This is a genomic window from Variovorax sp. GW821-FHT10D07, assembly GCF_059415325.1.
Window position 1 is genome coordinate 23,779 of sequence record NZ_JBWKMZ010000023.1, and the last position, 22,877, is coordinate 46,655.

The window sequence follows — 22,877 nt, forward strand, 5'->3', positions numbered from 1 at the left end:
TTCAGGCGGCCGCGGCGATCGGCCGTTGCCGCGGCAGCCGTGTGAACGCGAAAGCGGCCAGGAAGGCCCCGATGCCCAGCGAGAACGCGCCGATGAACAGCCACGTGTAGCTCGAGTACGCGTCGTAGATCAGCCCGCCCAGCACCGGGCCCAGTGCCATGCCGAGGCTGCTGGCCATCGTGGTGCTCCCGATCACCGTTCCCATCATGCGCAGCGGGAAGTTGTCGCGCGCGATCACCGCGAACAGCGGCATCACGCCCGCGTAGGTGAAACCGAACAGCGCGGCCACGGTGTAGAAGCTGCCCAGCTGCCGCGCGAACACGTAGCCCAGCACCACGATCGCCTGGGCCAGCAGCGCCAGCACCAGCACGCGCGCCGCGCCGAACCGGTCGCCCAGCAGCCCGAACACGAGGCGCCCGCCCAGGCCCGCGAGTCCTTCCATGCTGTAGATCGACACGGCGGCCATCAGCGGAATGCCGCAGGTGACCGCATAGCTCACGGTGTGGAAGATCGGTCCCGAGTGGGTGGCGCAGCTCAGGAAGCTGGTCAGCACCAGGATCAGGAAGGGCGGCGAGCGCAGCGCCTGCGCGACGGACAGCGACGATTCGCGCGAGGCCTCCGGCGCCGCGGCGGAGGCGGCCTGCCGCAGCGCGGGCGGACGACGCACCAGCAGGGCCAGCGGAATCATGGTGACCGCCGCCAGCGCCGCGATCAGCTGCAGCGCGCTGCGCCAGTCGTGCGTCTGCACGAGCCATGCCGCCAGCGGCGACATGGTCATCGGCGCCACGCCCATGCCGGCCGACACCAGCGACACCGCCAGGCTGCGGTGCGTGTCGAACCACCCGGTCACGCAGGCCATCATCGGCGCGAAGATCGCCGCCGCGCCGATGCCGACGACCACGCCGAACAGCAGCTGGAAGGCGAGCAGCGACGTCGCCAGGCTGGCCAGCGCGAGCCCGAGCGCGAGCAGCACGGCACCCACCAGTACCACGAGGCGCGGACCCACGCGGTCGCTGAGGGCGCCCCAGGCGATGCTGCCGAGCGCCAGCGCCACGAAGGCGAGCGTCATCGCCGTGGAGATGCCGGTGCTCGACCAGCCGGTGTCCTGCGCGATCGGCCGCAGGAACACCGGCAGCGAGAACAGCCCGCCGATCGCCACGCAGCCGAGGGCGCCGCCCGCGGCCACGATGATCCAGCGGTAGTGGGTGCGCAGTGCATCGGGCCAGGAAGTCATGGTGAGTCCTCGAGGGTTCAACGAGGGCTCAGGTTACCCCCGTGCACGCGGCGAGGGGAGTAACAAAGATGGCGCGATTGGCCGCACTAACCGTCGATGCGGATCCGATTCGCCTTCGCGATGCGCCCCCACTTCTCGAACTCGCTGCGCGAGATCGCGCCGAACTGCTCGACCGAATTGCCCACCGGCACCAGCCCCAGCTCGGTGAGCTTGCGCTGCACCTCGGGGTTGCGCAGGATCTTCACGAGCTCCTGGTTGTAGCGCGCGACGATGGGTTGGGGCGTGGCGGCCGGCACGTAGAAGCCCTGCCAGCCGTCGCCGTCGTAGCCGGGCAGCAGTTCCGCCACGGCCGGCACCTCGGGCAGCAGCGCGCTGCGCTTCGGGCTCGTCACCGCGAGCGCGCGGAGCTTGCCGCTGCGCACCAGCGGGATCGCCGTGGTCGCGGGCTCGAAGGCGATCGGCATCTGGCCGGCCATCACGTCGGCCAGCGGGCTGCCCTTGTAGGGCACGTGCACCATCTGCACGCCGGCCATGTTGTTCATCATCTCCATCACCACGTGCGGGCCCGAGCCCACGCCGAGCGAGCCGTAGTCGACCGAGCCCGGCTTGGCCTTGGCGCGCGCCAGCAGCTCGCGCAGGCTGGCGTCGGGCTGGGTCGGGCCGGTGATCAGCACATAGGGCACCAGCGCGACCTGCGTCACGGGCGCGAAGTCGCGGAAGGTGTCGTAGGGCAGCTTGGCGTAGACGTTGGGATTGATCCCCATGATCGAGTTGACGGTCATGAAGAGGGTGTAGCCATCGCCGGGACTGCGCGCCGCGACTTCGGCGCCGATGATGCCGGCCGCGCCGGCGCGGTTGTCGATGACGATCGGCTGCCCGAGCGCCTGGCCCAGCGGCTCGCTGAGGATGCGCGCCACCACGTCGGGCGACACGCCGGCCGAGAACGGCACGACGAGCTTGATCGGCTTGGTGGGCCAGGCGGCCTGCGCGAAGGCCGCGCGGCCCGTGGTGGCGGCCAGGGCCGCGAGGCCCAGGCGCTGGAGCGCGAGGCGCCGGGAACGAGAGACGGGCATGGGGAACTCCTCAGGGTGGGTCGATGCAGGTGTGATGGGTGTGGTCATTGCAGCCAGTCGCGCATGCGCTCGACCAGCAGCTCGGCCGTGACGATGTGCGGGTAATGGCCGCCCTGCGCCTGCGCGAGATGGCGGGCCTTCGGATAGCGTGCCCGCACGCGGGCACGGGTCGCGGGCGCGATGATCGCGTCGTCCTCGCATTCGAAGACCACGGTGTTGGCGATCGCCTGCGGTGCCGGCAGCTCGGCCGCGCCCGCCACCTGGCGCAGCCGCCCGTGGAAATCCGAAGCGGGCAGGCCGGCATGCAGCATGTGCAGCTGCACCGCGCGCAGCAGGTCGTCGGGCCGCGCGCGCAGCGCCTGGTTCCAGCGCGCGATCACGGTGGCGCTGTCGCTGGCCGCGAGCCAGAGCGCATCGAACAGCGGATGCTGCGTCACGTCGCGCCCGTCGACGAAGGTGTTGCCGAGCCACAGCGCCGCCACCTGATCAGGGAAACGCAGTGCGAAGGCCTGCGCCCACCAGGCGCCGTACGACGAGGCCCAGAGCGCGACCGCGCCAGTGCGCCGTTCGCGCAGCAGCTCCTCGAGCCCGAGCGCGAGCAGCTCGGGCGCGACGCCGCCCGGGTAGGTGATGCTCAGCACGCGGCGCTCGGCGGCGAAGGCCTGCGCGATGCGCCAGGCGCTGTCGCCGTTGCCCAGCGCGCCCGGCAGCAGGACCAGCGGCCGGGGCTCGGCGGTGGCCGTGTCGCCGCGCGCGCCGCTGTCGCGCAGCGACCAGGCCAAACCCCGCGTGTCGGTGAAGCGATGCAGCGGCTGCGCGGCGACGAAGCGGCGCAGGGCCTCGGGCATCGCGGGCAGGTCTTCGGCGATCGTTGTCATGCGGTGGGCCGTCGCGCGCATCAGGCCAGCAGGCCTTCTTCGCGCAGCGTCTTCTTGGCTTCTTCGGTGAAGTCCGCCTCGGGCGCGTTGCCGCCGATCACGAACATCAGGAAGTGCGTCTTGCCCGGCTCCTCGTGCGTGATGTTCTCGAAGCGACGGTTGACGCCGGCCGGGAACGAGAAGATGTCCCACGGCCCGACGTCGAAGTATTCCTCGCGGCCGTCGAGCTCCCACGAACAGCGCCAGCGGCCCGTGAGCGGCATGAAGGTCTCGTTGGTGTCGTGGTTGTGCATCATCGGGCCCTTGCCGGGCTTCGCTTCGCAGAAGCCGAGGTTGAAGCCCTCGCTGATGCGGATGGCGGCGTTCTCGGCCGCCTGCGCGCCGACCGGCGAGACCACCTCGTCGCCGCCTTTGCCGCGCGGCGGCTGGAAGCCCACCGCGTTGTAGAGCTTGCGCTCGGCGCTCGGATGGCGGCTGTCGGGCAGCCCGCCGTCGAAGCCCTTGAGGTCCTTGAAGTAGGCGACGCGCTGGCGCATCTCTTCGCGGGTGACACGGATCTGGGGAATGGCCATGGCGATCTTTCTCGCGGAGTGAATAATGGCCGCCAGTATTCGAGGCCGCGGCCGCGCGGTCCATCGAAGCCGCCGATGCCCGGTATCGCGTTCGTGATGATCCATGCGGGTTTACCCGCCCGCGCCCCGCTATCGCCCCCGATGAAGCTGCAAGACCTCGACCTGAACCTGCTGCGTGCCTTCGATGCGCTGATGCGCGAGCGACACGTCACGCGCGCGGGCGAGCGGCTCGAGATGAGCCAGTCGTCGATGAGCGTCTCGCTCGCCAAGCTGCGCGACCTGCTGGGCGACGAGCTGCTGATGCGCGCCGGCACCGGCTGGATGCCGACCGAGCTCGCGCTCGTGCTGTGGCCGCGCGTGCAGGAGGCGATCGCCGCGCTCGAGCGCCTGACCGAGCCCGTGCGCTTCGACCCCGCGACCTCGACACAGGTGTTCCGGCTCATCGTCATCGACTACATCGACCTGCTGATGATGCCCTCGGTGATGCGCCGCATCCGCCAGGAGGCGCCGGGCGTGCGGGTGCACATGCTGCAGACCAACCCGCATCATTTCGGCGAGATGATGGCGGCCGGCGAGCTCGACCTGGCGCTGACCTACTTCCCGAACGCGCCCGCCTACGTCAAGGGCCGCAAGCTGTTCTCCGACCGCTTCCTGGGCCTGGCCGCGCGCTCGCACCCGGTGCATGGCGCGGCGCTCGACGTGCCCTCGTTCTGCGCGCTGCCGCACGTGACGATCGAACCCGACGCATCCCAGATCTACAACGTGCAGATCGACGCCGCGCTCGAGCCGCACGGCCTGCGTCGGCGCGTGCAGATGATCAAGCCCAGCTTCCTCGCGCTGCCCTTCGTGCTCGAGACCTCCGACATGGTGGCCAGCGTGCCGGCGCGGCTCGCGCGCCGCATGTCGCGCATGGCCGAGGTCGAGGCCTTCGATCTGCCGCTGGACCTGCCGCTGTTCGACGTGCGCATGGTCTGGCATCCGCGCACCGACCATTCGCCGGCGCACGAGTGGCTGCGCGAGCTGATGCTGGCTTGCGCGCGCGACGCCTGAGCCGCGCTCCGGGCGGTGCTCAGCCGACGGCGCCCGGGCGCGGCGCGCTGGACACCGGCGGGGCCATCGCATCGCCGACCCGCTTCAGCAGGTCGTCCACTTCCCAGTGATCGTCCGCATGCTGGCCGTACTTGCAGGCCACCACGCGGCCCCGAGCGTCGATCAGGAAGTCCGCCGGCAGGCCCAGGATGCCGTTCTCGGCCCTGCGATAGAAGCGGCCGGTGGACAGCACCCAGCGCAGGCCGCTCCAGAACACCCCGGGATGCAGCACCGCGCGCCACGAGGTCTCGACGCCATAGGCGCGGTAGTACCGCTTCGTCGGATCCGCGATGCAGTCGAAGGGAAGCTGGGCCTGGTACTCGAGCATCTCCTCGGGCGACGAATGGAAGAACACGAGCTGCCGCACGCCGGCCGCGGCGATCTCCGGCTGGCGCAGGCTCATCGTGCGCAGGTGGAAGTTACACACCGGGCAGCCGGCGAAGCGGCGGAACTGCAGGTGCAGGTAGGGCGCGCCGTCGCTCGGTATGCGGACGGACTGGCCGAGGATCGTTCGGGCGACGAGTGCCGGCGCGATGGAACCCGGGGTGAGCTTCATGTGATTCCTTGCTGGAAGGCGGTGAAAGATTCAAATACGTACGATGTACGTAAACAACTATAATCGTCCCGTCCGAAGAAAGTCAATGGAGCAGCGATGGGCCGACCCGCCAGATTCACGCATGCGCAACTGCAGGCTGCCGCCCTGCGCCTGCTCGACAGGGAGGGCCTCGCCGGCCTCTCCATGCGCTCGCTCGCGGCCGAGCTGGGCACGGGCGCGATGACGCTCTACAACTACGTGCCGCAGCGCGAGGCGATCGATCTGCTGGTGATCGAGGCGGTGCTCGCCGAGGTGGCCTGGGATCGCGGGCCGTACGCCGCATGGGGCGACGAGGTGCGCGCCATCGCCACCGCGCTGTGGCGCGCGGTGCGTGCGCATCCCCACGCCATTCCGCTGATCCTGACCCGCCGCAGCCGCGCCCCCGCGACCTTCGAAGTGGCCGAGGCGCTGCTGGCCGCGCTGGCGCGCAGCGGTCGTTCGGGCACGCGGTTGCTGGTGGCCTTCCGGGCCATCTCCGCGCTGGTCACGGGCATGGCGCAGGCCGAACTGGCGGGGCCGCTGTCGCTGCAGGCGGCGGAATCGGCCGAGGACACCATTGCGCGTTTCCGCGCGCTACCGGCCGATCGCTTTCCGCAACTGATCGGCGTGGCTTCCGCCGCGATGCGGAGTACGGCGGAGGATGAATTCCAGGCGAGTCTTCGGTTGTTGCTGGCGGGGTTGGAGGCGGGTTGATTGCGCGGGTACCGCATCAAGCGCGCACGAGTCGCGCGCGGGACTTGTCGACCGTCGTTTTCATCTGCCGCACCGTCGCTCGGCGGATCGGACAGTCGGTCGCGCGTTGCGCGAAGGTCTCGGCCTGCGCGAGCATCCGTTCGAGGGTTGCCTCGGCCGCAGCCGCTGGCACGCCGCCTTCCGAGGCCAGACGCATCAGGTGGCCCCGTTCCACGGCACGGGCTTCGCCGCAGATGTCCATGTGGTGCTGCCCCATCGGGCCTTCGCTGAAGCTCAGGTCGAAGGCGGGCGCCAGCCGCCAGCGGCGATCGCGTTCGAGGCGCCACGCGAAGTTCTTCGGGTGGTCGTCGCGGTTGTGGAACAGCACGTTGAAGACGGCTCGCGCATAGGCCTTCTCGACCTCGCGCTCGTCGCGGGTCAGGAAGCGCGTGGCGCGCAGCAAGGCGGTGTAGTCCGTGCTGCCCGGGATGCGGAAGTCCAAATGCAGCAGGCTCGCGAGGCTTTGCACCGGCGCGCGCAATCCCTTTTCGCGATCGAAGCGCGCCACGCCGAAGGCCGCCAGCGCGGGCGACAGATCGAACCATGCACTGGCCGGCATCTCCAGCCCGCAGTCGCGCGCGAGCTGCGCATACATCTGCTCGATGGCGCAGACCTCCTTGTGCTCGCCTTGGGCAGGGAACTTCACCAGCCAGGGCTCGCCCGGGGCGTCGCTGCGCGTGCTCACGTGCCCCGACGCCGCGTCGTACTGCACGAGGGCCTTGGGTCGCGCGCCTTGCGGGGAACCACCGGTCAGCGCCAGTTCGCGCAGGGCGGCGCCCGCTTCCCCGGCCAGGGCGCGTTCGCTTTCCTTCGCCAATGCCAGCAGGTTCCAGTCCGGCTCTTCGGCATCGGGTGGGGTGGCCGGCACGAAGCGCAGGGCGCCCATGGCGCGGTCGCCGATGAAGGCCAGGCGATCCAACGGTCCGGGATGGCGCAGCCCCTGCTGGCGGAACAGCCGGTCCATCAGCAGCAGCCCCCAGCCGTCGGGCAGGCTGTCGGCGATGAGGCCGGGCAGGCGGTGCAGATGCTGCGGGAAACCGCCATGGGCCGTGGCGCGCAAGGGAAGGTGCAGCGGCGACAGTTCCAGCCCTTGTCCCAGCGCTTCGGGCGCGTACTCGAACAGCAGCGTGTGGCCGTCGTCGGCCAGCCGGCCCAGCGGCCAGTCCTCGCCCCAGCCGCAGTAGCGGACGGCCAGCTGTTTCATGAACGGCTTCCTCGTCGGCGTGTGGCCCGCTGTCGTTGGCTCACGGCTTCCGCCTGCTCCATCTGGGCGATGGATTGGCGCTTGAGCACGAACAGGTCTTCCAGCTCATTCACCAGGCCAAGCGCCTGTACCGCGCGGACCAGGGTTTCCAGCGAGGTCTGGCCGCTGCTTTCCAGCTTGCGCACCGCACCCAGGGAGAGGCCGGCCATCTGGGCCAGCTCGCGCTGAGGTACTTGCTGGGCCAGCCGCTGCGCGCGCACGCGCTGGCCCAGGGCCTGCAGGACTTCGGTAGCGGGTGCCAGAGCAAATGCCATTCTTATGGTCTTTATGTCGTGCTTTCACAGATAAGAGCCATTTTAGTGGTTCTTGCAATTCAAATGGTGTCCCTGTCGACGGACTGGCCGGGCATGCGGCTTTCGCCTACGCGAATGCCGGGCGCTCGCCTTAGGCGACCGCGGCCCGCGTGGGAGAGGCTGGCGTTCAACACATCAGCAAAGCGGAGATTTCAATGACGATCCAGCCGAACACCCCCCGGTCCCTGTCCGAACCGAGCGCAGAAGAGCTGACGCCGCTGGAGATTTCGCGGGCCGTCCTCGAAGGCGAGGAAAACCCCAACACCGCACGCGCCATCACCCCGCTAGAGCGCGCCGCTTCCGGCACGCCCGCGCACCCCGAGCGTCAGCGCTCGGCCCTCAGCCGCGCGTTGCACAGCCCCGCCGTCGCATGGGGCGGCGCCGCGCTCACGGGCCTGGGCCTGATCGCGGCGCTGGTCTATGCGCGCCGCTCGCCGCCCTCGCGCTGGCAGGCACTCCAGGCACTGCCTTCGAAGGTGCTGCCGTTCAAGGCGCGTGCCATGAAGGCCTTGCCGTCGAAGTCGGAGTCCTTGAAGGCGCTGCGTTCGTTCAAGATCTGAGAGCGAGCAGACGCGGGTCGCGTTCGATCGCGCGAGGCCACCACCCGATGTGGGTCTCGCGCCGGCGCGCTTGAAAGCGCTCAGTGCCTGCGCGGCCCCGCGTCGACCGTCGGCGCGTGCCGCAGCCGGTAGTCGCGCGGTGCCATGCCGTGCCGGCGCCGGAACGCCGCGCTGAAGCGCCCGTGGCATTCCCACCCGGCCTCGGCCGCCACCGCCTGCACCCCGAGCTGCGTGTCGCGCAGCAGCCGCGCCGCAAGCGCGAGCCGCTCGTCTACCAGCAGGCCATGCACTGACAGCCCCGCGGCCGCGCGCACCTGTGCCTGCAGCCGCGGCGTGCGCAGGCCGACGCGTTGCGCGAGCTCGTCGACCGACCAGGCGCGTGCCGGCGCCTCGCCGACCAGCGCGCGCAGCCGGCGCACCGTGGCCTCGGCGTCGTCGGCGCCTTCCTCGGCGCCCGAGCGCGCGGGGCGCAGCAGTTGGTGCAGGTCGAGCAGCACGCAGGTCAGCAGCTCGGTCGCGCGCGCATGGAACAGCGGCACGAAGGCCGGCTGGTCGGCGGGCTCGTCGCGGATGCGCGCGAGGCAGTCGCGCACGCGCGGCGTGAGCGCGGCGTTGCACAGCACGCGGCCGTCGTCGCGGTCCACGAGTTCGGCCATTTGCCGCGCCGGCAGTTGCACGCCCAGTGCCTGCAGCCAGCGCGGCAGCAGCGCGCGCCGCAGCCGGAACTGCACGAAGTTGTTGCGGCAGGCGCCCGGGATGTGGATCAGGTAGCCGCCGTCGCGGTTAGGCGTGCGCAGCAGCGCGCGGTCGACGCGGAAATCGAGCGCGCGGCCCTGCGCGCTGCCGATCTCGCCCGTGACGTGGCCGGCCAGGAAGAAGGTGACCAGCAGCTCGTCGCCGGGCGGCAGTTGCACGTGCAGGTCGTCGTTGAGGCGGAAGTCGAAGTACAGCGCGCTCGCGCCTTCCCAGGGCATGGTGCGCAGCCGCAGGATGCGGCCGCCGTCGCGCGGCCAGCGCACCTCGCGGCTCGCGCCGTCGTGCAGGCCCGCGAGCGCCAGCGGCCGCTCGACCGGCAGCCGGATCAGGGCCGCGTTGAAGTCGTCCTCGGGCAGCGCACCCGGGGGCATGGCCGGGAGCAGCGACGGGATCGGCACAGTCTGCGAGCGGATCGGCATAGAAAACCCTGCCCTGCGGCGTTAGCGTTGCAATACTTTGATGGAGCGCGGAGTTTAGGTATGAATGTGCGACGTGTCTGCCGGTTTCTGGGGCTTGCGGCGGCCTCCCTGGCGCTGGTGCTGCCGGCGTTGTCGGCGGCCCAGGCCGCCTGGCCCGCGCGGCCGATCCGGCTGGTGGTGCCCTTCGTGGCGGGTGGCGGCGCCGACGTGACGGCGCGGCTCATCGCAGCGAAGTTGCAGGAGCGGCTCGGCCAGCAGATCGTGGTCGACAACAAGCCCGGCGGCAACACGCTGATCGGCGCGCAGGAGCTGATGAAGGCGCAGCCTGACGGCTACACGCTGCTGTGGTCGATCGACCAGACCTTCGTGCTCAACCCCTCGCTCTACAACCGCCTGCCCTACGACCCGCGCAAGGATTTCGCGCCGGTGGCGCTCGCGATCACCTCGCCCAACGCGGTGATCGTGCGCGCCGGCGTGCCGGGCGCGGTGGCCGACGTGCACGAGCTCGTGAAGCGTGCCCGGGCCGAGCCCGGCAAGGTCAACATCGGCGCGGCGGCGATCCTGTCGCAGATGGCGCTCGAGGAGTTCAACCGCAGCGCCGGCATCCAGAGCACGCGCGTGCCCTACAAGGGCAGCGCTGAGGTCGCGCAGGCCACGGTCGCGGGCGACATCGACGCGGCCTTCGACGGCATCGCGCCCTATGTGCAGTTCGCGAAGGCGGGCCGCGCGAAGATCCTGGCCTTCGCGTCGGCGCGGCGCTTCTCGGGCCAGCCCGAGGTGCCCACGCTCGAGGAGCTGGGCTACAAGGGCGTGGACTTCTCGGTCTGGTTCGGCATCGTCGGGCCCAGGGGCCTGCCGCCCGAGATCGTGGCGCGCGTGAGCGAAGGCGTGGACTGGGCGCTGCGCCAGCCCGACGTGGTCGAGAAGCTGCTGGTGTTCGGCTTCGAGCCCGCGGCCCAGACCGGGCCGCAGGCGCTCGCGACGCGCATCGACGCCGACCTGGCGCGCTATGCGCCGGTGATCCGCCGGCTCGGCTTCAAGCTCGACTGAGGGCCTTCCCATCATGAAAGTCGCGGGCCTGATCGGAGGCGTCGCGTGGCCCTCCACGCTCGGCTACTACAAGCTGCTCAACGAAGGCGTGCAGCGCGAACTCGGCGGCCTGCACTCGGCGCGCTGCGTGATCGTGAGCCTGGACTTCGCCTGCATCCATGCGGCCATGGCCGCGGGCCGGCCGGCCGATGCGCGCGCGCAGATGGAGACGGCCGCGCGGCAGGCGCGCGCCGCGGGCGCCGAGCTGATCGCGATCCTCGCCAACACCGGCCACTTCGCGGCCGACGAGGTGCAGGCCGCGGCCGTCGTGCCGCTGGTGCACGTGGCGCGCGAGACCGGCGATGCCGTCGCCGCCGAGCAGCCGGGCCTGCGCCGCCTGGGCGTGCTGGCCACCAGCTTCGCGCTCGACGCGCCCTTCTTCGGCCGCCTGCTCGGCGAGGGCGCGGGCTTCGAACTGGTGCTGCCCGACGCGGCCCAGCGCCGCACCCTCGATGCCGCGATCTTCGGGCCGCTGGCGCGCGGCGAGGCCGGCCGTGACGAGGGCCTGATGGTCTCGACCTTGTGCAACGCGCTGGTGGCGCGCGGCGCCGAGGGCGTGGTGCTGGGCTGCTCCGAACTGAGCTACGCCAGGCCCTGGCTGCGCTGCCGCGCACCGATCTTCGATGCGACCGAGATCCATGCGCGCGCCATCGTGCGCGAGATGCTCCGCACCTGATTTTTTTCCTTCCCTTCGTTCATTCCATCGCCAGAAAGAGAGACACCGCATGCAGACCGCCGAGTTCCCGCTGCCCTTCGTCAATGCACCGTACAGCCGCGCGCTGTTCGACGACGACTGGATCTTCGTCTCGGGCACCATCGGCATGGACTACGACACGCAGCAGCTCGCCGAGAGCGCCGAGGACCAGACCCGGCTGATGATGCGCAACATCGAGCGCTACCTCGCGGCCTGCGGCGGACGGCTCGACCAGATCGTCAACTACACCTTGATCGTCGCGGGCGCCGAGCACCTGGGCGCGGTGGTGCGCACGTTGTCCGAAGTGCTGCCGACCAAGCCCACCGGCACCGCGATGCTGGCTGGCATCGCGGTGCCCAAGGCCTGGGTCGAGATGCAGGTGATCGCGCGCAAGAGCCACGGTGCCGGCGGAGGCGCGCGGTGAAGACGCCGCTGCTGCGCGCGCTGGCGTGCGGTGCCGTGGTCGCGGGCGCGATTGTGGCCTGCGGCGGCGACGGGAGCGGCGGCGGTTTTCTGCCCGGCCCCGTCGGCGGCAATCCTCCTGCAACGCCGGACAAGTACAGCGCGGAAGTTCGCTGGACGCAGTACGGCCTGCCGCACGTGAAGGCCGCCGACTACGCGGGTCTTGGCTACGGCTACGGCTATGCGGTGGCGCGCGACCATCTGTGCCTGCTCGCCGACCGCGTGATCACGCTGCGTGGCGAGCGTTCCGAACGCTTCAGTCCCGACGGTGCATCGCTGGTCGCGTTCCTGCAGACCTCGAACTTGAACAGCGACCTGTTCTACCGCGTGCAACTGTCTGACGAGGAGGTCGAGGCCGCATGGCGCAATCTCTCGGCCGATGCGCGCGGCCTCGCCGAGGGCTATGCGGCCGGTTTCAACCGCCGGCTGCGCGACATCGGCGCCGAGGCCGCCACCACCGCCTGCCAGGGCGCGGCGCCGCCGCAGATGCGCGCCAGCGACGTGGTGCGCGCCACGATGCAGGTCAACTCGCTGTGGAAGGCGCTGGCCGTCGCGCCCTATGCCGCGGCCTCGACCTGGGACCAACTGGGCGCGCCCGCCGTCGCCAAGGTCGCCGAAGACCGTCCGCCCGCGCAGCGCATGGCGAGCAATGCCTGGGCTTTCGGCGCCGAGGCCACGGGCACCGGTGCATCGATCATGGTCGCGAACCCGCACACGCTGTGGCAGGGCCACTGGCTGCTGATGCACCAGATGCACCTGAGCATCCCTGGCGAAATCGACGTGATGGGCGCCGACTTCCTCGGCCTGCCGCTGCCGCTCTCGGGCTTCACGCAGCACCTGGCGTGGAGCATCGAGGCGCCGTCGACCGTGACCTATCCATTGCTGATCGCGCTCGACGTGCGCGACGGCGACAAGCCCTCGTACACGGTCGACGGCCAGCGCCGCGATCTCGGCACGAAGCGCGTGGCGCTGCGCGTGCGCCAGGCCGATGGCAGCGTGGCCACGCAGCAGCACGAGCTGCCCGTGTCGCACCTCGGCCCGCTGTACCGGTTGCCGGCCGATGGCGACCGCGCCGCGGGCTGGTATGCGATCACCGACCCCAGCATCGCGAACGCGCGCGCGCTCGACCAGATGCTCGCGGTCGCGAAGGCGCGCGACATCGCGAGCTTCGAGCAAGCGGTGGCCAGCAACCGCGGCATCACCGCCCACCTGATCGCGGGCGACAGCCAGGGCCGCGCGATGTACATCGAGTCGGGCCCGCTGCTGGACATCGGCGATACGGCGCTGCGCGGCTGCGCCACCGTGCCGCCGCCCGACGACATGACGGTGCCGGCCGCGCTCGATGGCCGTCGCGGCGCCTGCGCCGTGCGCGATGCGCAGGGCCGGCCGAAGCTCGCGCCCGCGAGCCGCATTCCGGCGCTCGCCACGCGCAGCATCGTGCAGAACGCGAACGACAGCTACAGCCTGTCGCTGGTGGGGCAGCAGCTCGACGGCTATTCGCTGTTGCTTGGCAGTCCGAAGGCGCCACCCGGCATGCGCACGCTGATGTCGCAGCGCCAGATCCAGGACGGTATGCGCGATGGCCGCATCGACAGCGCCGAGGCGCTCGGCATGGTGTTCGACAACCGCAACTACCTGGCGGAAACCACGCTCGATGCGGTGCTCGCGGCCTGCGCGGGCGCGAAGGGCGATGCGCAGGTGCAGGCGGCCTGCGCCATCCTCTCGGCCTGGGACCGGCGCCACGACGTGGACAGCCGCGGCGCGCTGCTGTTCCATGAGCTGGGCCCGCGGCTTGCATCCGTGCCGGGCCTCTACGCCGAGCCCTACGACAGCGCGCGGCCCTACCGCGTGCGGCCGGTCTCCACCGCGCCGGCCGTGAGCGCGGCCATCGTCGCCGCGGTGCGCGACACGGCGCAGGCGCTCGCGGCGCTGGGCCTGCGTGGCGACGAGCGCTGGGGCGACATGCTCGCGCGCCCCACGCCGCGAGGCCGCGTGCCGCTGCACGGCGGTTCGGGCGAGCAGGGCGTGCTCAACGCGCTCGACGGCGCGCCGCTCGGTCGCGAGGGCTTCGGCGTCATCATTGCGGGCACCTCCTACGTGCACCTCGTGACCTGGGACCAGGGCCGGCTGGTGGCCAGGCTGATGATGGCGGCCGGCCAGTCCACCGACCCGGCTTCGCCGCACCACGACGACCAGCTGCCACTGTTCTCGCGCAAGCAGCTCGTGACGCCGCCGTTCACCGAGGCGGAAATCGCGGCCGATCCGAAGCTAGAGCGGCTGGTGTTGCGCGAGTGAGGCGTCGTTAGACTGGCGGGCCGTCGTCTCTTCGTTCCGATCGCCCAGCCCATGGCAACCCCCCGCCCCGAGAACATCTTCGATCTGCTGCAGGTGGCGCAAGCCGGCCTCAAGGAAGCACGCGCCGACGACGGCGCCCTGCTGCTGATGCATTTCGCGTTCCGCGGCCTGGTCGCGAAGGCCGATGTGTTCCTGGCTGGCCATGGCCTGTCGCGCGTCCATCACCGCATGCTCTATGCGATCGCGCGCACCGACGGCATCGCGGTCGGCCAGCTGATCGCGCTGCTGGGCGTGTCGAAGCAGGCGATGCACCGGCCGCTCAAGCATCTGCAGGAACAGGGGCTGGTGCTGGCCGAGCGCAGCCCGCACGAGCATCGCAGCAAGCTGCTGCGGCTCACGCGCGAGGGTGCGCGCATCGAGCGCCAGGCTTCCGCGCACGAGGCGGCGGCGATGGAGCGCGCGCTGAAGTCGGTCGGCGAAAGCGAGCGCCAGGCCTGGCGCACGGTCATGCTCGAGCTGGCGCGGCAGATCTAGGCCGCCGAGATGCCCGCATTCTCGAAGTAGGCATCGCGTTGCTGGCGGAAACGCGCCGCCTCATCGAGCAGCCATGCCAGCACGGTCGGCGTGGCGGGATGGGAAGGGCTGCCGATGAAGCGGTACGTCGCGTTGGAAAGCACCCGCTGGCGGAACGCGAGCACCAGCCGTCCCGACGTGAGGTAGTGCAGCACGAGCGCCAGCCGCCCCATGGCGATGCCTTGGCCTCCCAGTGCCGCCTGCACCGCCAACAGCGACAGGTTGAACTGCGTCCCCTGCCGCAGCGCCGAGGGCGCCATGTCCACGCCCACGGCGCCGAGCCACTGCGCCCACTCCTCCGTCGGCTCGCCGCCTTCCCCCGGGTCCGCGGCATGCAGCAGCTGCGAACCCTTGAGCTTGCTCGCCTTGCGCAACTCGGGATGGGCCTGCATGAAGCTAGGCGCAGCCACCGGCACCAGCCATTCGTCGAGCAGGTCGACCGCTTTCGCATCCTCGCTGCCCGCGGCACCCAGCCGCACCGCCGCGGCGATGCCTTCGCGCGACATGCGCGAGGGATCGACGCGGTCGGACTCTCCGACCACCCGGAACGCCATGTCCGGATTGGCGCGGTAGAGGCTGCCCAGCCGCAGCGTGAGCCACAGCATGGCGAGCGACGGCGAGCAACTGATGTTGACCGGCTCGCCCACATGCGCGAGCTGCAACCGGTGCACGGTGCTCGCGAGGTTGCGGAACGACTCGCGCGTTGCCGCGTAGAGCTGCTCCCCCTGCGGCGTCAGCGCCAGTCCCGCGGGCGTGCGCAGCAGCAGCACGTGTCCGAGCCGGTCCTCCAGTCGCTTGACCTGCTGGCTCACTGCGCCCTGCGAGACGTGCAGTTCCGCGGCCGCCTTGGTGAAGCTGCAACAGCGCGCGGCTGCGTCGAAGCAGCGCAGCCATGCCAGCAGCGAGGGGGACAACGAGGGCGTGGTGCTAGGAATCATTAGTTTCATTGAGGTAGTAGCACTATAAATCCATTGCTGGTTGCTGGTTCGACGCAAAGAATCGCCTCAACAAAACTGATGTGGAGTCGATATGCGCGTACTGGTGGCCGGGTTCAAGCACGAGACGAACACCTTTGCCTCGAACCGTGCCGATTGGGCCGCCTTCGAGCGTGGCGAGAGCTTTCCGAAACCCACGCACGGCGACGCGATGCTGGAGATGATCTCGAAGGTGGACGTCTCCGCCAGCGGTTTCGCCAGCGTCGCGAAGCGCCATGGCTGGACGCTGGTTCCGAGCCTGTGGGCTGGCGCCGTTCCCTCGTCATACATCACCGACGATGCCTTCGAGCGCATCTGCAACACCATCCTGCGTGACGTGAAGACGCTCGCATACGACGCCATCTACCTCGAGCTGCATGGCGCCGCCATGAGCGAGTCGTTCGACGATGCCGAGGGCGAACTGCTCGCGCGCATCCGAAAGGCCGTCGGCAGGAACGTGCCGCTCGTGGCGAGCCTGGACCTGCATGCCAACGTCACCCGCGCGATGCTCGCGCATGCCGATGCGCTGGTGGCGTTCCGCAGCTATCCGCACATCGACTACGTGAAGACGGGCGAGCGCGCGGCGGATCTGCTCGATCGATTGACGCGCCATGGCGGGCGCGAGCCTTGGCATTGCGAACGCCTTCCCTTCCTCATCTCGGTGAGCATGCAAAGCACTTCGGCCGAACCCGCCCGAGGCTGCTACGAACTGCTCGAGGACATCGACCGGCGGCTGGGCACGGTCTCCAGCTTCTGCATGGCTTTCCCGGCCTCGGACTTCGAGGAATGCGGGCCGACCGTCTGGTCCCATGGCGAGCGTGCGCGCGAGGCCGTGGGCTTGCTCCATGCGCATGTCGGCGAGCCCGGCCAGTGGCGGTTGACGGCACTCGACGCCAAGGAGGCCGTGGATGCTGCCTTGCAGCGCGCCGACCAGAGCCCGCGCACCGTGGTGGTCGCGGACCTGCAGGACAACCCCGGCGTCGGCGGCACCGCGTCCACCACCGGCATGCTCCACGCACTGCTCGCGGCCGGCGCGGGGCGCCGCTTTCCGGGCCGGGTGGCGCTGGGCGTGCTCTACGACCCCGCGGCGGCAATGCTGGCGCATCGTGCCGGCATCGGCCAGACGATCGACTGCGCTCTCGGGGAGTCGCTGGCCACACCCATCGGCCAGAGCGAGCCGCCGCTGCAGGGCAGGTTCGAGGTCCGTTCGCTTTCCGATGGCGCCGTCACCTTCAAGGGCCCGAAGATGACCGGGTTCCAGGCCGTGCTCGGTCCCACCGCCTGCCTGGAGATCGAGGGCGTGCTCATCGTGGTCTCCAGCGGGCGCATCGGCACACAGGATCGCGAGCTCTTTCGCATGGTCGACATCGCGCCGGAGGCGATGAAGATCGTCGTCGTCAAGAGTTCGCACCACTTCCGCGCGGACTTCGAGCCGCTGACCGAGCATCCCGAAACCGATGTCGTGATCGCGCACGCGAAGGGAATGTTCCCCTCCGATCCCGGGGCGCTGACGTGGAAGAAGCTGTCCCCGGCCACCCGCACGCGGCCCTGAGGGAGCGCGGCCATGTTTCGCCTCGGCCTGCACCACCTCGAGACGCTGTTCTGGATCGATCGGCTCGGCTCGTTCGCGGCCGCGGCGGAACGCCTGAACACCACCCAGTCGGGCATCTCGAGCCGCGTGCGCGAGCTGGAAGCGCGGCTGAAGACACGCGTCTTCCAGAAGGAAGGCCGTCGCATGCTGCTCACGCTGCGAGGCCGGGACCTGGTGCGGCGCTGCGAACCCTTGCTGCAACAGGTGAATGGCGTGCTGCTGTCGGTGACCGACGAGGCCTACGCGACCGGCACCGTGCGACTCGGTCTCGACGAGATCGCCGCGGCGCCGCGCGTGTTCGGCTTCGTGCACGACGTCGGCTCGGACATGCCGCATCTGAACTGGGACCTGATCGTCGATGCCGGCGCGGCACTGCGACAGAAGATCGCCGATGGCGTGCTCGACATGGGCATCGTCAGCGGCCCCCTCGATGCGCAGGAACTGGTCGCCCAGCCGATCGGCCGGACCGGGCTGGCCTGGATGGCGAGCGCCACCTACTTCGCCGCAAGGCAGGACCGGGTGTCGCTGCACGATGGCCCGATCTGGGCCTTGCCGCGTCCCTCGCACCACCATCTGTTGACGGCCGGCATGCTGCGCGAGGCCGGCCTGCCCCCCTCGGGCATCAATGCCTGCAACCACGTGCAGGCGATGATCGACATCGTGCGGGCGGGGGCCGGCATCGGCATGCTGCCCGAGCATCTGGTGGGCGAGGACCTGGCACGCGGCGTGCTGCGGCGCCTGGACATCGAGGCCGCGCCTCACGCGCTGGAGCTCCACGCCGTGCGCCGCCGCGACGAGGCCGACCCGATCGTGCTGCGCGTGTTCGAACGCGCGTCTCGAAGGCTGCGCTCCGCCTCGCCGGACGCTGTCGCGGTGGCAGCGAACGCGAGTCCGCGCGTGCACGTCCTCAGTCGACCTTGACGCCCACGCGCTGGATCACCTGCTCGTTGCGGACCACCTCGGCCTTCATGAAATCGACCATCTGCGCAGGCGTCATGCGCCGCAGCTGAATCCCCTGCATCTGCAGCGCCTTCTTCATCTCGGGCTGTGCCAGCGCGGCTTCGATCTCCCGGCGCCGCGCCGCCGCGCTGTCCGCCGGAATGCCTGCGGGGCTGACGATCGCGAGCCAGGCATCGACATCGAACTTCGGGAACCCGCTTTCCGCGAGCGTCGGCACCTGCGGCGCGATCTCCGTGCGCGTGGGCGTGTTCACCGCGATGGCCTTGAGCTTGCCCGCGGCGATGTGCGGCGCCGCGCCCTGCGCGGAGACGAACGCGATGTCCAGGATGCCGGCGAGCAGGTCGTTCGTGATCTGTGCCGAGCCCTTGTAGAAGATGCGGTTGGTGGCGATGCCCGCCTGTTCCTTGAAGACCTCGCTGGCGATCTGGTACACGCTGCCGGTCACCAGTCCCTCCGCCAGGGTCGTGGAGCGGGATTTCGCGAGCTTCACCAGCTCCGCCGCCGTCGATGCTTCGACGTTCCTCGACGCGACCAGCATCATGGGCAGGCTGCCGATCATCGTGATCGGCTCGAAGTCGGCGATCGCGTCGAAAGGAGCGTTCTTGAAGATACCGGGAATGATCGTGTGGTTGGAGCTGACGACCCCGAGCACCAGCCCGTCCTTCGGCGCGCGCGCGAGCTGCTGCGTGCCGACCAGCGAGCCCGCGCCGGCGATGTTCTCGACGACGACGCCACGGCCGCTCTGGCGCCCCAGTGACACCGACAGCGCGCGTGCCAGCGCATCGGCCGCGGAGCCGGGCGGCGTGGGCACGATCAGCTTGAGGGGCGCGGAGGCGTCGGCGGCGAAGCCGTTGCCGGCAGCGCCGGCGAGCAGTGAAGTCAGACCGACCAGGAAACGGCGGCGGTGGGAGACGGACGGCATGGCACTGGGTTCCTTGACACGCGATGGCGGTTCGAAGCGATGGGATCTCTCCCATCGGCCAGGTCCAGCTTACAGCGGACCTCGCGCGGCGAACGCGCGAGTCTTCGATGCGATTGCATCGTGAATTCCGATGGATCGCGGGGCGCGTCGTGCCGCCTGGCCGTCGCGTTCAGCCCTTCACCATCAGCGTGGCGGAAGCCATCGCATGCAGCTTGCCGTCCGCGCCGCGCAGCTCGGCATTGCAGATGCCCAGCGAGCGCGTGCGCTCGACCAGCGTGGCGCTTGCCAGGTATTCGGTGTGCGGCGCCAGCGGCCGCAGGTACTTCACGCTGAGGTCGACGGTGGAGTAGGCCGTGTCCGCGTCGAGCGCCGAATACAGCGCGAGTGCCGCGGCGCCGTCGAGGCAGGTGGCCGCGAAGCCGCCGTGCACCATGCCCGCGGGATTGAGATGCCGCTCGTCGGGCGTGACGCGCATGCTGACCTTGCCGGCCTCGATCGCCGAGAGCTGCATCGGCATGGTGTGGGCGATGCCCGAGCGCTCGATGCGCCCGTCCATCATGGCTTGCAGGACGTCGAGGCCCTTGGCGGGCGAGGAAGGGGTCGATGCGGTTGGATTTGTCATGTCAACATTATTGACCTAAAGTCGTGGCTTCGCGAACAAGCTCAAGGACGTTGCGGTGCAATCCACGGTCTGGACAGGTCTTCTGCTGCTCAATGCCGTCTGGTTCGCGCTGGGCGCGCGCTTCTTCTGCCTCGACTCGCTGCGCGCCGCGCGACTGCTCGTGGCGAAGACGGACCGTGCATCGCCGCTGCTGCCCGCCATCGCCGGCGCCGTGCGTTTTCTCGGCGCGATGAACCTGGCCTGGATGGTGTTCTGCCTCGTGCTGCTGGCGGGACACGGCCTGTTCGAGACGCCGGCGCAACGCGCGTCGATGGCCGCGGTGCTCGCGCTGGTGCATGCGGGGCAGTTCGCGGTCAATGCCCACATGGTGGGCCAGCATCGCCGCGGCCAGCCCGGCAGCTGGGTGGTGCTGCGCGGGCCGATGCGGTTCATCTTCTTCGTCGACCTGGCGTTCGCGGCGGCGGATGCGGTGTTCGTGGTCTGGGTGCTCGGCTGAGCGGCCTGCGTGTGTGTCGGTTGTCGGGCATCGGCGCCATGCCGGGCATGGAGCGGCTGTGCACGTGGACTCGCCTCGTCTGTTCCGCGAGGTGCTGTCAATCCCTCACGCTTTTCGGATTTTTCTCTCTCATCGTGGCTTGAACATCGAACTTCGCCCGCCGATTCTTGCGGTGCGCCCGGGAATTGGGCTTTCTGGGAGGAACCATCATGGGAAGAATCAAGCGCATCGGGCCCACCCCGGACGCGTCAGGACCATCCGCGCTGCTGGGCGACATCCGGACTCTGATCGAGATGGCGCGGCAACGCACCGTCTCGGCGGTGAACAGCGAGCTGACGACGCTCTATTGGCGCATCGGCCAGCGTATCCATACGCAGGTCCTGGAGGGGCGGCGAGCCGACTACGGCGAGGAGGTGCTGCCCAATCTGGCGGCGCAACTGGTGCGGGACTACGGCGGCAGTTTCTCGGTCAAGAACCTGCGCCGCATGGTGCAGTTTGCCGTCACCTTCCCGGACGAGCAGATTGTCGTATCGCTGATACGACAATTGAGCTGGACGCACTTCATCGCCTTGATCCCGCTGAAAGACCCGTTCCAGCGCGACTACTACGCGCAGATGGCCAGCGCCGAGTGCTGGAGCGTGCGGACGCTGCGCGAGCGCATCGACTCAATGCTGTACGAGCGGACGGCGCTGTCCAGGCAGCCGGAAGCGTTGATCGCGCAGGAGTTGGCGGCGCTGCAGGGCGCGGAGCGCATGTCGCCGGCGCTGGTCATGCGCGATCCCTACATCCTCGACTTCCTGGGGTTGCGCGACACCTGGCAGGAGAGCGATCTCGAGGCGGCCATCATTCGGGAAATGGAGTCCTTCCTGCTGGAACTGGGTGCGGGCTTCACCTTCGTCGCCCGGCAAAAGCGCATCCAGATCGACGGCGACGATTTCCATCTCGATCTGCTGTTCTACAACCGCAAGCTGCGGCGCCTGGTGGCGGTGGAGCTGAAAGTCGGCGAGTTCAAGGCGGCATACAAGGGGCAGATGGAGCTGTATCTGCGCTGGCTAGACAGATACGAGAGGGAGCCCGAGGAGGCTTCGCCACTGGGGATCATTCTCTGTACCGGCAAGAAGTCCGAACAGATCGAACTGCTGGAGCTGAACAAGTCCGGTATCCATGTTGCCGAGTACCTGACCACCCTGCCTCCGCGCGCGGTGCTGATGGAGCGGCTGCACCAGGCGGCCCGGCGGGCGCAGTTGCAGATCGAACAACGCAAGGCGGATGGGGCTTCGGCCTGAGAGCGAGGAATGCGCTAGCCCCCGTCCGACCTCAGCTTCACCGGCGCAACCCGATACACCGAACGTATCGCCCGACACAGACACGGTATTTCACGCCCGCCCTCCATCTCCCTAGCATCGTCCCAACGACGAAAAGGGGATTCCATGGAGACCAGCCCGGCGCCTGCGCGCACCCGCGCTTTCTTGCGCACCGATGAACGAACCGCCCCGGAGGCCGGCCGATGAGCGGGCCGCTCGAGGGCGTGCGCATCGTCGATATGACGTCGGTGCTGATGGGACCGTACGCGACCCAGATCCTCGGCGACCTCGGCGCGGACGTGATCAAGATCGAGCCGCCCGGCGGCGACACGGTGCGCGGCATCGGCCCCGCGCGCCATGCGGGCATGGGCGGCATCTTCCTGCATGCCAACCGCAGCAAGCGCAGCGTGGTGCTCGACCTCAAGCAGCCCGCCGGCCGCGAGGCGCTGCTGCGGCTCGCGGCCGAGGCCGACGTGCTGATCTACAACGTGCGGCCGCAGGCCATGGCACGGCTCGGGCTCGGCCATGCCGAGGTCGCGGCGGTCAACCCGCGGATCCTGTACGTGGGCGTGTACGGCTACGGGCAGGACGGGCCCTATGCGGCCAAGCCGGCCTACGACGACCTGATCCAGGGCGCGGTGGCGATCCCCACGCTGGGCGTGCGCGCGGGCGCGCCGGTGCCGCGCTACGTGCCGAGCGCGATGGTCGACCGCATCGTCGGCATGAGCGCCGCCAACGCGGTGTCGGCCGGGCTGTTCCACCGCGAGCGCACGGGCCGCGGACAGGCCATCGACGTGCCGATGTTCGAGACCATGGCGCAGTTCGTGCTCGGCGACCACATGGGCGGCCAGACCTTCGAGCCGCCGCTGGGCCCGGCCGGCTATGCGCGCCTGCTCAACGAGCAGCGCCGGCCCTACGCCACGCGCGACGGCCACCTGTGCGTGCTGATCTACAACGACAAGCAGTGGAAGACCTTCTTCGGCCTGATCGGCCGCGCGCAGGCGATGGAGGACGACCCGCGCTTCAGCTCGATCGGTGCGCGCACCGAGCACATCGGCGAGCTCTACCAGCTCGTGGGCGAGGCGATGCGCACGCGCACCTCGGCCGAATGGACGGCGCTGCTCGAGGCCGCCGACATCCCGGTGATGCCGATGCACACGCTGGAATCGCTGCTGGACGACCCGCACCTGGCGGCCGTGGGTTTCTTCGAGACGGTGGAACATCCGAGCGAGGGGCGCATGCGCTCGATGGCCATCCCGACGCGCTGGTCGGGCTCGCCGCCTTCGGTGTCGCGCCACGCGCCGCGGCTCGGCGAGCACAGCGCCGAGGTGCTGGCCGAGGCCGGCTACAGCGCGGCGCAGATCGCGGCGATGGCGGCGCAGGGCGCGACCCTGCTGCCGGCCGAAACCTGCACCGAAGCGGGCTGAGCC

At 69.9% G+C, this 22,877-nt stretch carries 24 protein-coding genes; 13 read left to right on the forward strand and 11 right to left on the reverse strand.

Annotated elements, in window-relative coordinates; genetic code table 11:
* Position 1 precedes the first annotated feature (1 nt).
* The 4 genes from AC07PU_RS39090 to AC07PU_RS39105 all read right to left on the reverse strand — a co-directional run bounded on the left by AC07PU_RS39090 (position 2) and on the right by AC07PU_RS39105 (position 3,757).
* Positions 2–1,234 carry an MFS transporter gene (locus tag AC07PU_RS39090; protein ID WP_495323254.1) on the reverse strand — a complete coding sequence of 411 codons (1,233 nt, stop codon included), beginning with the start codon at positions 1,232–1,234 and terminating at the stop codon, positions 2–4.
* A gap of 86 nt (positions 1,235–1,320) precedes the next feature.
* Entirely contained in the window at positions 1,321–2,307 is a 987-nt protein-coding gene (locus AC07PU_RS39095; RefSeq protein WP_495323255.1) for a Bug family tripartite tricarboxylate transporter substrate binding protein, read from the reverse strand.
* Positions 2,308–2,351: 44 nt separating this feature from the next.
* Positions 2,352–3,185 (reverse strand): alpha/beta fold hydrolase, encoded by an 834-nt coding sequence (locus tag AC07PU_RS39100; protein WP_495323256.1) that lies wholly within the window; start codon positions 3,183–3,185, stop codon positions 2,352–2,354.
* A 20-nt stretch (positions 3,186–3,205) separates the two neighbouring features.
* The gene (locus tag AC07PU_RS39105) at positions 3,206–3,757 is read right to left on the reverse strand and encodes a cupin domain-containing protein (protein WP_209542178.1); all 552 of its coding nucleotides are present in this window, start codon (positions 3,755–3,757) and stop codon (positions 3,206–3,208) included.
* A 141-nt stretch (positions 3,758–3,898) separates the two neighbouring features.
* Between AC07PU_RS39105 and AC07PU_RS39110 the strand changes: the two genes are divergently transcribed.
* A complete protein-coding gene (locus AC07PU_RS39110) occupies positions 3,899–4,807 on the forward strand; it encodes a LysR family transcriptional regulator (RefSeq protein ID WP_177239575.1) in 909 nt (302 codons plus the stop codon).
* 19 nt (positions 4,808–4,826) lie between these two features.
* Here the strand turns inward: AC07PU_RS39110 and AC07PU_RS39115 are convergent, their stop codons facing one another.
* Positions 4,827–5,402: a peroxiredoxin-like family protein gene (locus tag AC07PU_RS39115; RefSeq protein ID WP_495323258.1), complete on the reverse strand. Its 576-nt coding sequence runs from the start codon at positions 5,400–5,402 to the stop codon at positions 4,827–4,829.
* Positions 5,403–5,498: 96 nt separating this feature from the next.
* On the opposite strand from AC07PU_RS39115, the gene AC07PU_RS39120 reads away from it, so the two are divergent.
* Positions 5,499–6,134, forward strand: a complete 636-nt coding sequence (locus AC07PU_RS39120; RefSeq protein WP_431513002.1) for a TetR/AcrR family transcriptional regulator — start codon at positions 5,499–5,501, stop codon at positions 6,132–6,134.
* 16 nt (positions 6,135–6,150) lie between these two features.
* Here AC07PU_RS39120 and AC07PU_RS39125 read toward each other — a convergent pair whose 3' ends face one another.
* Positions 6,151–7,377 (reverse strand): type II toxin-antitoxin system HipA family toxin, encoded by a 1,227-nt coding sequence (locus AC07PU_RS39125; protein WP_495323259.1) that lies wholly within the window; start codon positions 7,375–7,377, stop codon positions 6,151–6,153.
* Positions 7,374–7,691 (reverse strand): helix-turn-helix domain-containing protein, encoded by a 318-nt coding sequence (locus AC07PU_RS39130; RefSeq protein WP_495323260.1) that lies wholly within the window; start codon positions 7,689–7,691, stop codon positions 7,374–7,376. Before AC07PU_RS39130 ends, AC07PU_RS39125 begins: the two co-directional genes overlap by 4 nt.
* A gap of 194 nt (positions 7,692–7,885) precedes the next feature.
* On the opposite strand from AC07PU_RS39130, the gene AC07PU_RS39135 reads away from it, so the two are divergent.
* Positions 7,886–8,290, forward strand: coding sequence for a hypothetical protein (locus tag AC07PU_RS39135; protein ID WP_296786950.1), 405 nt, complete (start codon positions 7,886–7,888; stop codon positions 8,288–8,290).
* 80 nt (positions 8,291–8,370) lie between these two features.
* Here the strand turns inward: AC07PU_RS39135 and AC07PU_RS39140 are convergent, their stop codons facing one another.
* Positions 8,371–9,417, reverse strand: coding sequence for a helix-turn-helix transcriptional regulator (locus tag AC07PU_RS39140; RefSeq protein WP_495323261.1), 1,047 nt, complete (start codon positions 9,415–9,417; stop codon positions 8,371–8,373).
* 108 nt (positions 9,418–9,525) lie between these two features.
* On the opposite strand from AC07PU_RS39140, the gene AC07PU_RS39145 reads away from it, so the two are divergent.
* From AC07PU_RS39145 to AC07PU_RS39165, 5 genes are read left to right on the forward strand one after another with little or no spacing between them, the layout of a single operon-like run.
* On the forward strand, positions 9,526–10,515 hold the full coding sequence (locus AC07PU_RS39145; RefSeq protein ID WP_495323262.1) for a Bug family tripartite tricarboxylate transporter substrate binding protein: 990 nt from the start codon (positions 9,526–9,528) through the stop codon (positions 10,513–10,515).
* Between the two features lie 13 nt (positions 10,516–10,528).
* A complete protein-coding gene (locus tag AC07PU_RS39150) occupies positions 10,529–11,230 on the forward strand; it encodes an aspartate/glutamate racemase family protein (RefSeq protein ID WP_495323263.1) in 702 nt (233 codons plus the stop codon).
* Positions 11,231–11,279: 49 nt separating this feature from the next.
* The gene (locus AC07PU_RS39155; RefSeq protein ID WP_495323264.1) at positions 11,280–11,672 is read left to right on the forward strand and encodes a Rid family hydrolase; all 393 of its coding nucleotides are present in this window, start codon (positions 11,280–11,282) and stop codon (positions 11,670–11,672) included.
* Positions 11,669–14,005, forward strand: a complete 2,337-nt coding sequence (locus AC07PU_RS39160; protein WP_495323265.1) for a penicillin acylase family protein — start codon at positions 11,669–11,671, stop codon at positions 14,003–14,005. Before AC07PU_RS39155 ends, AC07PU_RS39160 begins: the two co-directional genes overlap by 4 nt.
* A 51-nt stretch (positions 14,006–14,056) precedes the next feature.
* Positions 14,057–14,539, forward strand: coding sequence for a MarR family winged helix-turn-helix transcriptional regulator (locus tag AC07PU_RS39165; protein ID WP_495323266.1), 483 nt, complete (start codon positions 14,057–14,059; stop codon positions 14,537–14,539).
* Here AC07PU_RS39165 and AC07PU_RS39170 read toward each other — a convergent pair.
* A complete protein-coding gene (locus tag AC07PU_RS39170) occupies positions 14,536–15,516 on the reverse strand; it encodes a LysR family transcriptional regulator (protein ID WP_495323267.1) in 981 nt (326 codons plus the stop codon). The genes AC07PU_RS39165 and AC07PU_RS39170 overlap by 4 nt on opposite strands.
* Positions 15,517–15,607: 91 nt before the next feature.
* Here AC07PU_RS39170 and AC07PU_RS39175 point away from each other — a divergent pair, with 91 nt between their 5' ends.
* Together AC07PU_RS39175 and AC07PU_RS39180 are read left to right on the forward strand one after the other, a co-directional pair.
* Positions 15,608–17,104: a M81 family metallopeptidase gene (locus AC07PU_RS39175; RefSeq protein WP_495323268.1), complete on the forward strand. Its 1,497-nt coding sequence runs from the start codon at positions 15,608–15,610 to the stop codon at positions 17,102–17,104.
* A 12-nt stretch (positions 17,105–17,116) separates the two neighbouring features.
* Positions 17,117–18,064, forward strand: coding sequence for a LysR family transcriptional regulator (locus tag AC07PU_RS39180; RefSeq protein WP_495323270.1), 948 nt, complete (start codon positions 17,117–17,119; stop codon positions 18,062–18,064).
* Here the strand turns inward: AC07PU_RS39180 and AC07PU_RS39185 are convergent.
* Positions 18,051–19,025, reverse strand: a complete 975-nt coding sequence (locus AC07PU_RS39185; RefSeq protein ID WP_490877011.1) for a tripartite tricarboxylate transporter substrate-binding protein — start codon at positions 19,023–19,025, stop codon at positions 18,051–18,053. The genes AC07PU_RS39180 and AC07PU_RS39185 overlap by 14 nt on opposite strands.
* A gap of 169 nt (positions 19,026–19,194) precedes the next feature.
* A complete protein-coding gene (locus AC07PU_RS39190; RefSeq protein WP_495323271.1) occupies positions 19,195–19,647 on the reverse strand; it encodes a PaaI family thioesterase in 453 nt (150 codons plus the stop codon).
* 55 nt (positions 19,648–19,702) lie between these two features.
* Here AC07PU_RS39190 and AC07PU_RS39195 point away from each other — a divergent pair, with 55 nt between their 5' ends.
* From AC07PU_RS39195 to AC07PU_RS39205, 3 genes are all read left to right on the forward strand, one after another.
* Entirely contained in the window at positions 19,703–20,143 is a 441-nt protein-coding gene (locus AC07PU_RS39195) for a hypothetical protein (RefSeq protein ID WP_495323272.1), read from the forward strand.
* A 209-nt stretch (positions 20,144–20,352) separates the two neighbouring features.
* Positions 20,353–21,429, forward strand: coding sequence for a PDDEXK nuclease domain-containing protein (locus AC07PU_RS39200; RefSeq protein ID WP_495323273.1), 1,077 nt, complete (start codon positions 20,353–20,355; stop codon positions 21,427–21,429).
* Positions 21,430–21,650: 221 nt separating this feature from the next.
* Positions 21,651–22,874, forward strand: coding sequence for a CaiB/BaiF CoA transferase family protein (locus AC07PU_RS39205; protein ID WP_203206601.1), 1,224 nt, complete (start codon positions 21,651–21,653; stop codon positions 22,872–22,874).
* Positions 22,875–22,877 lie beyond the last annotated feature (3 nt).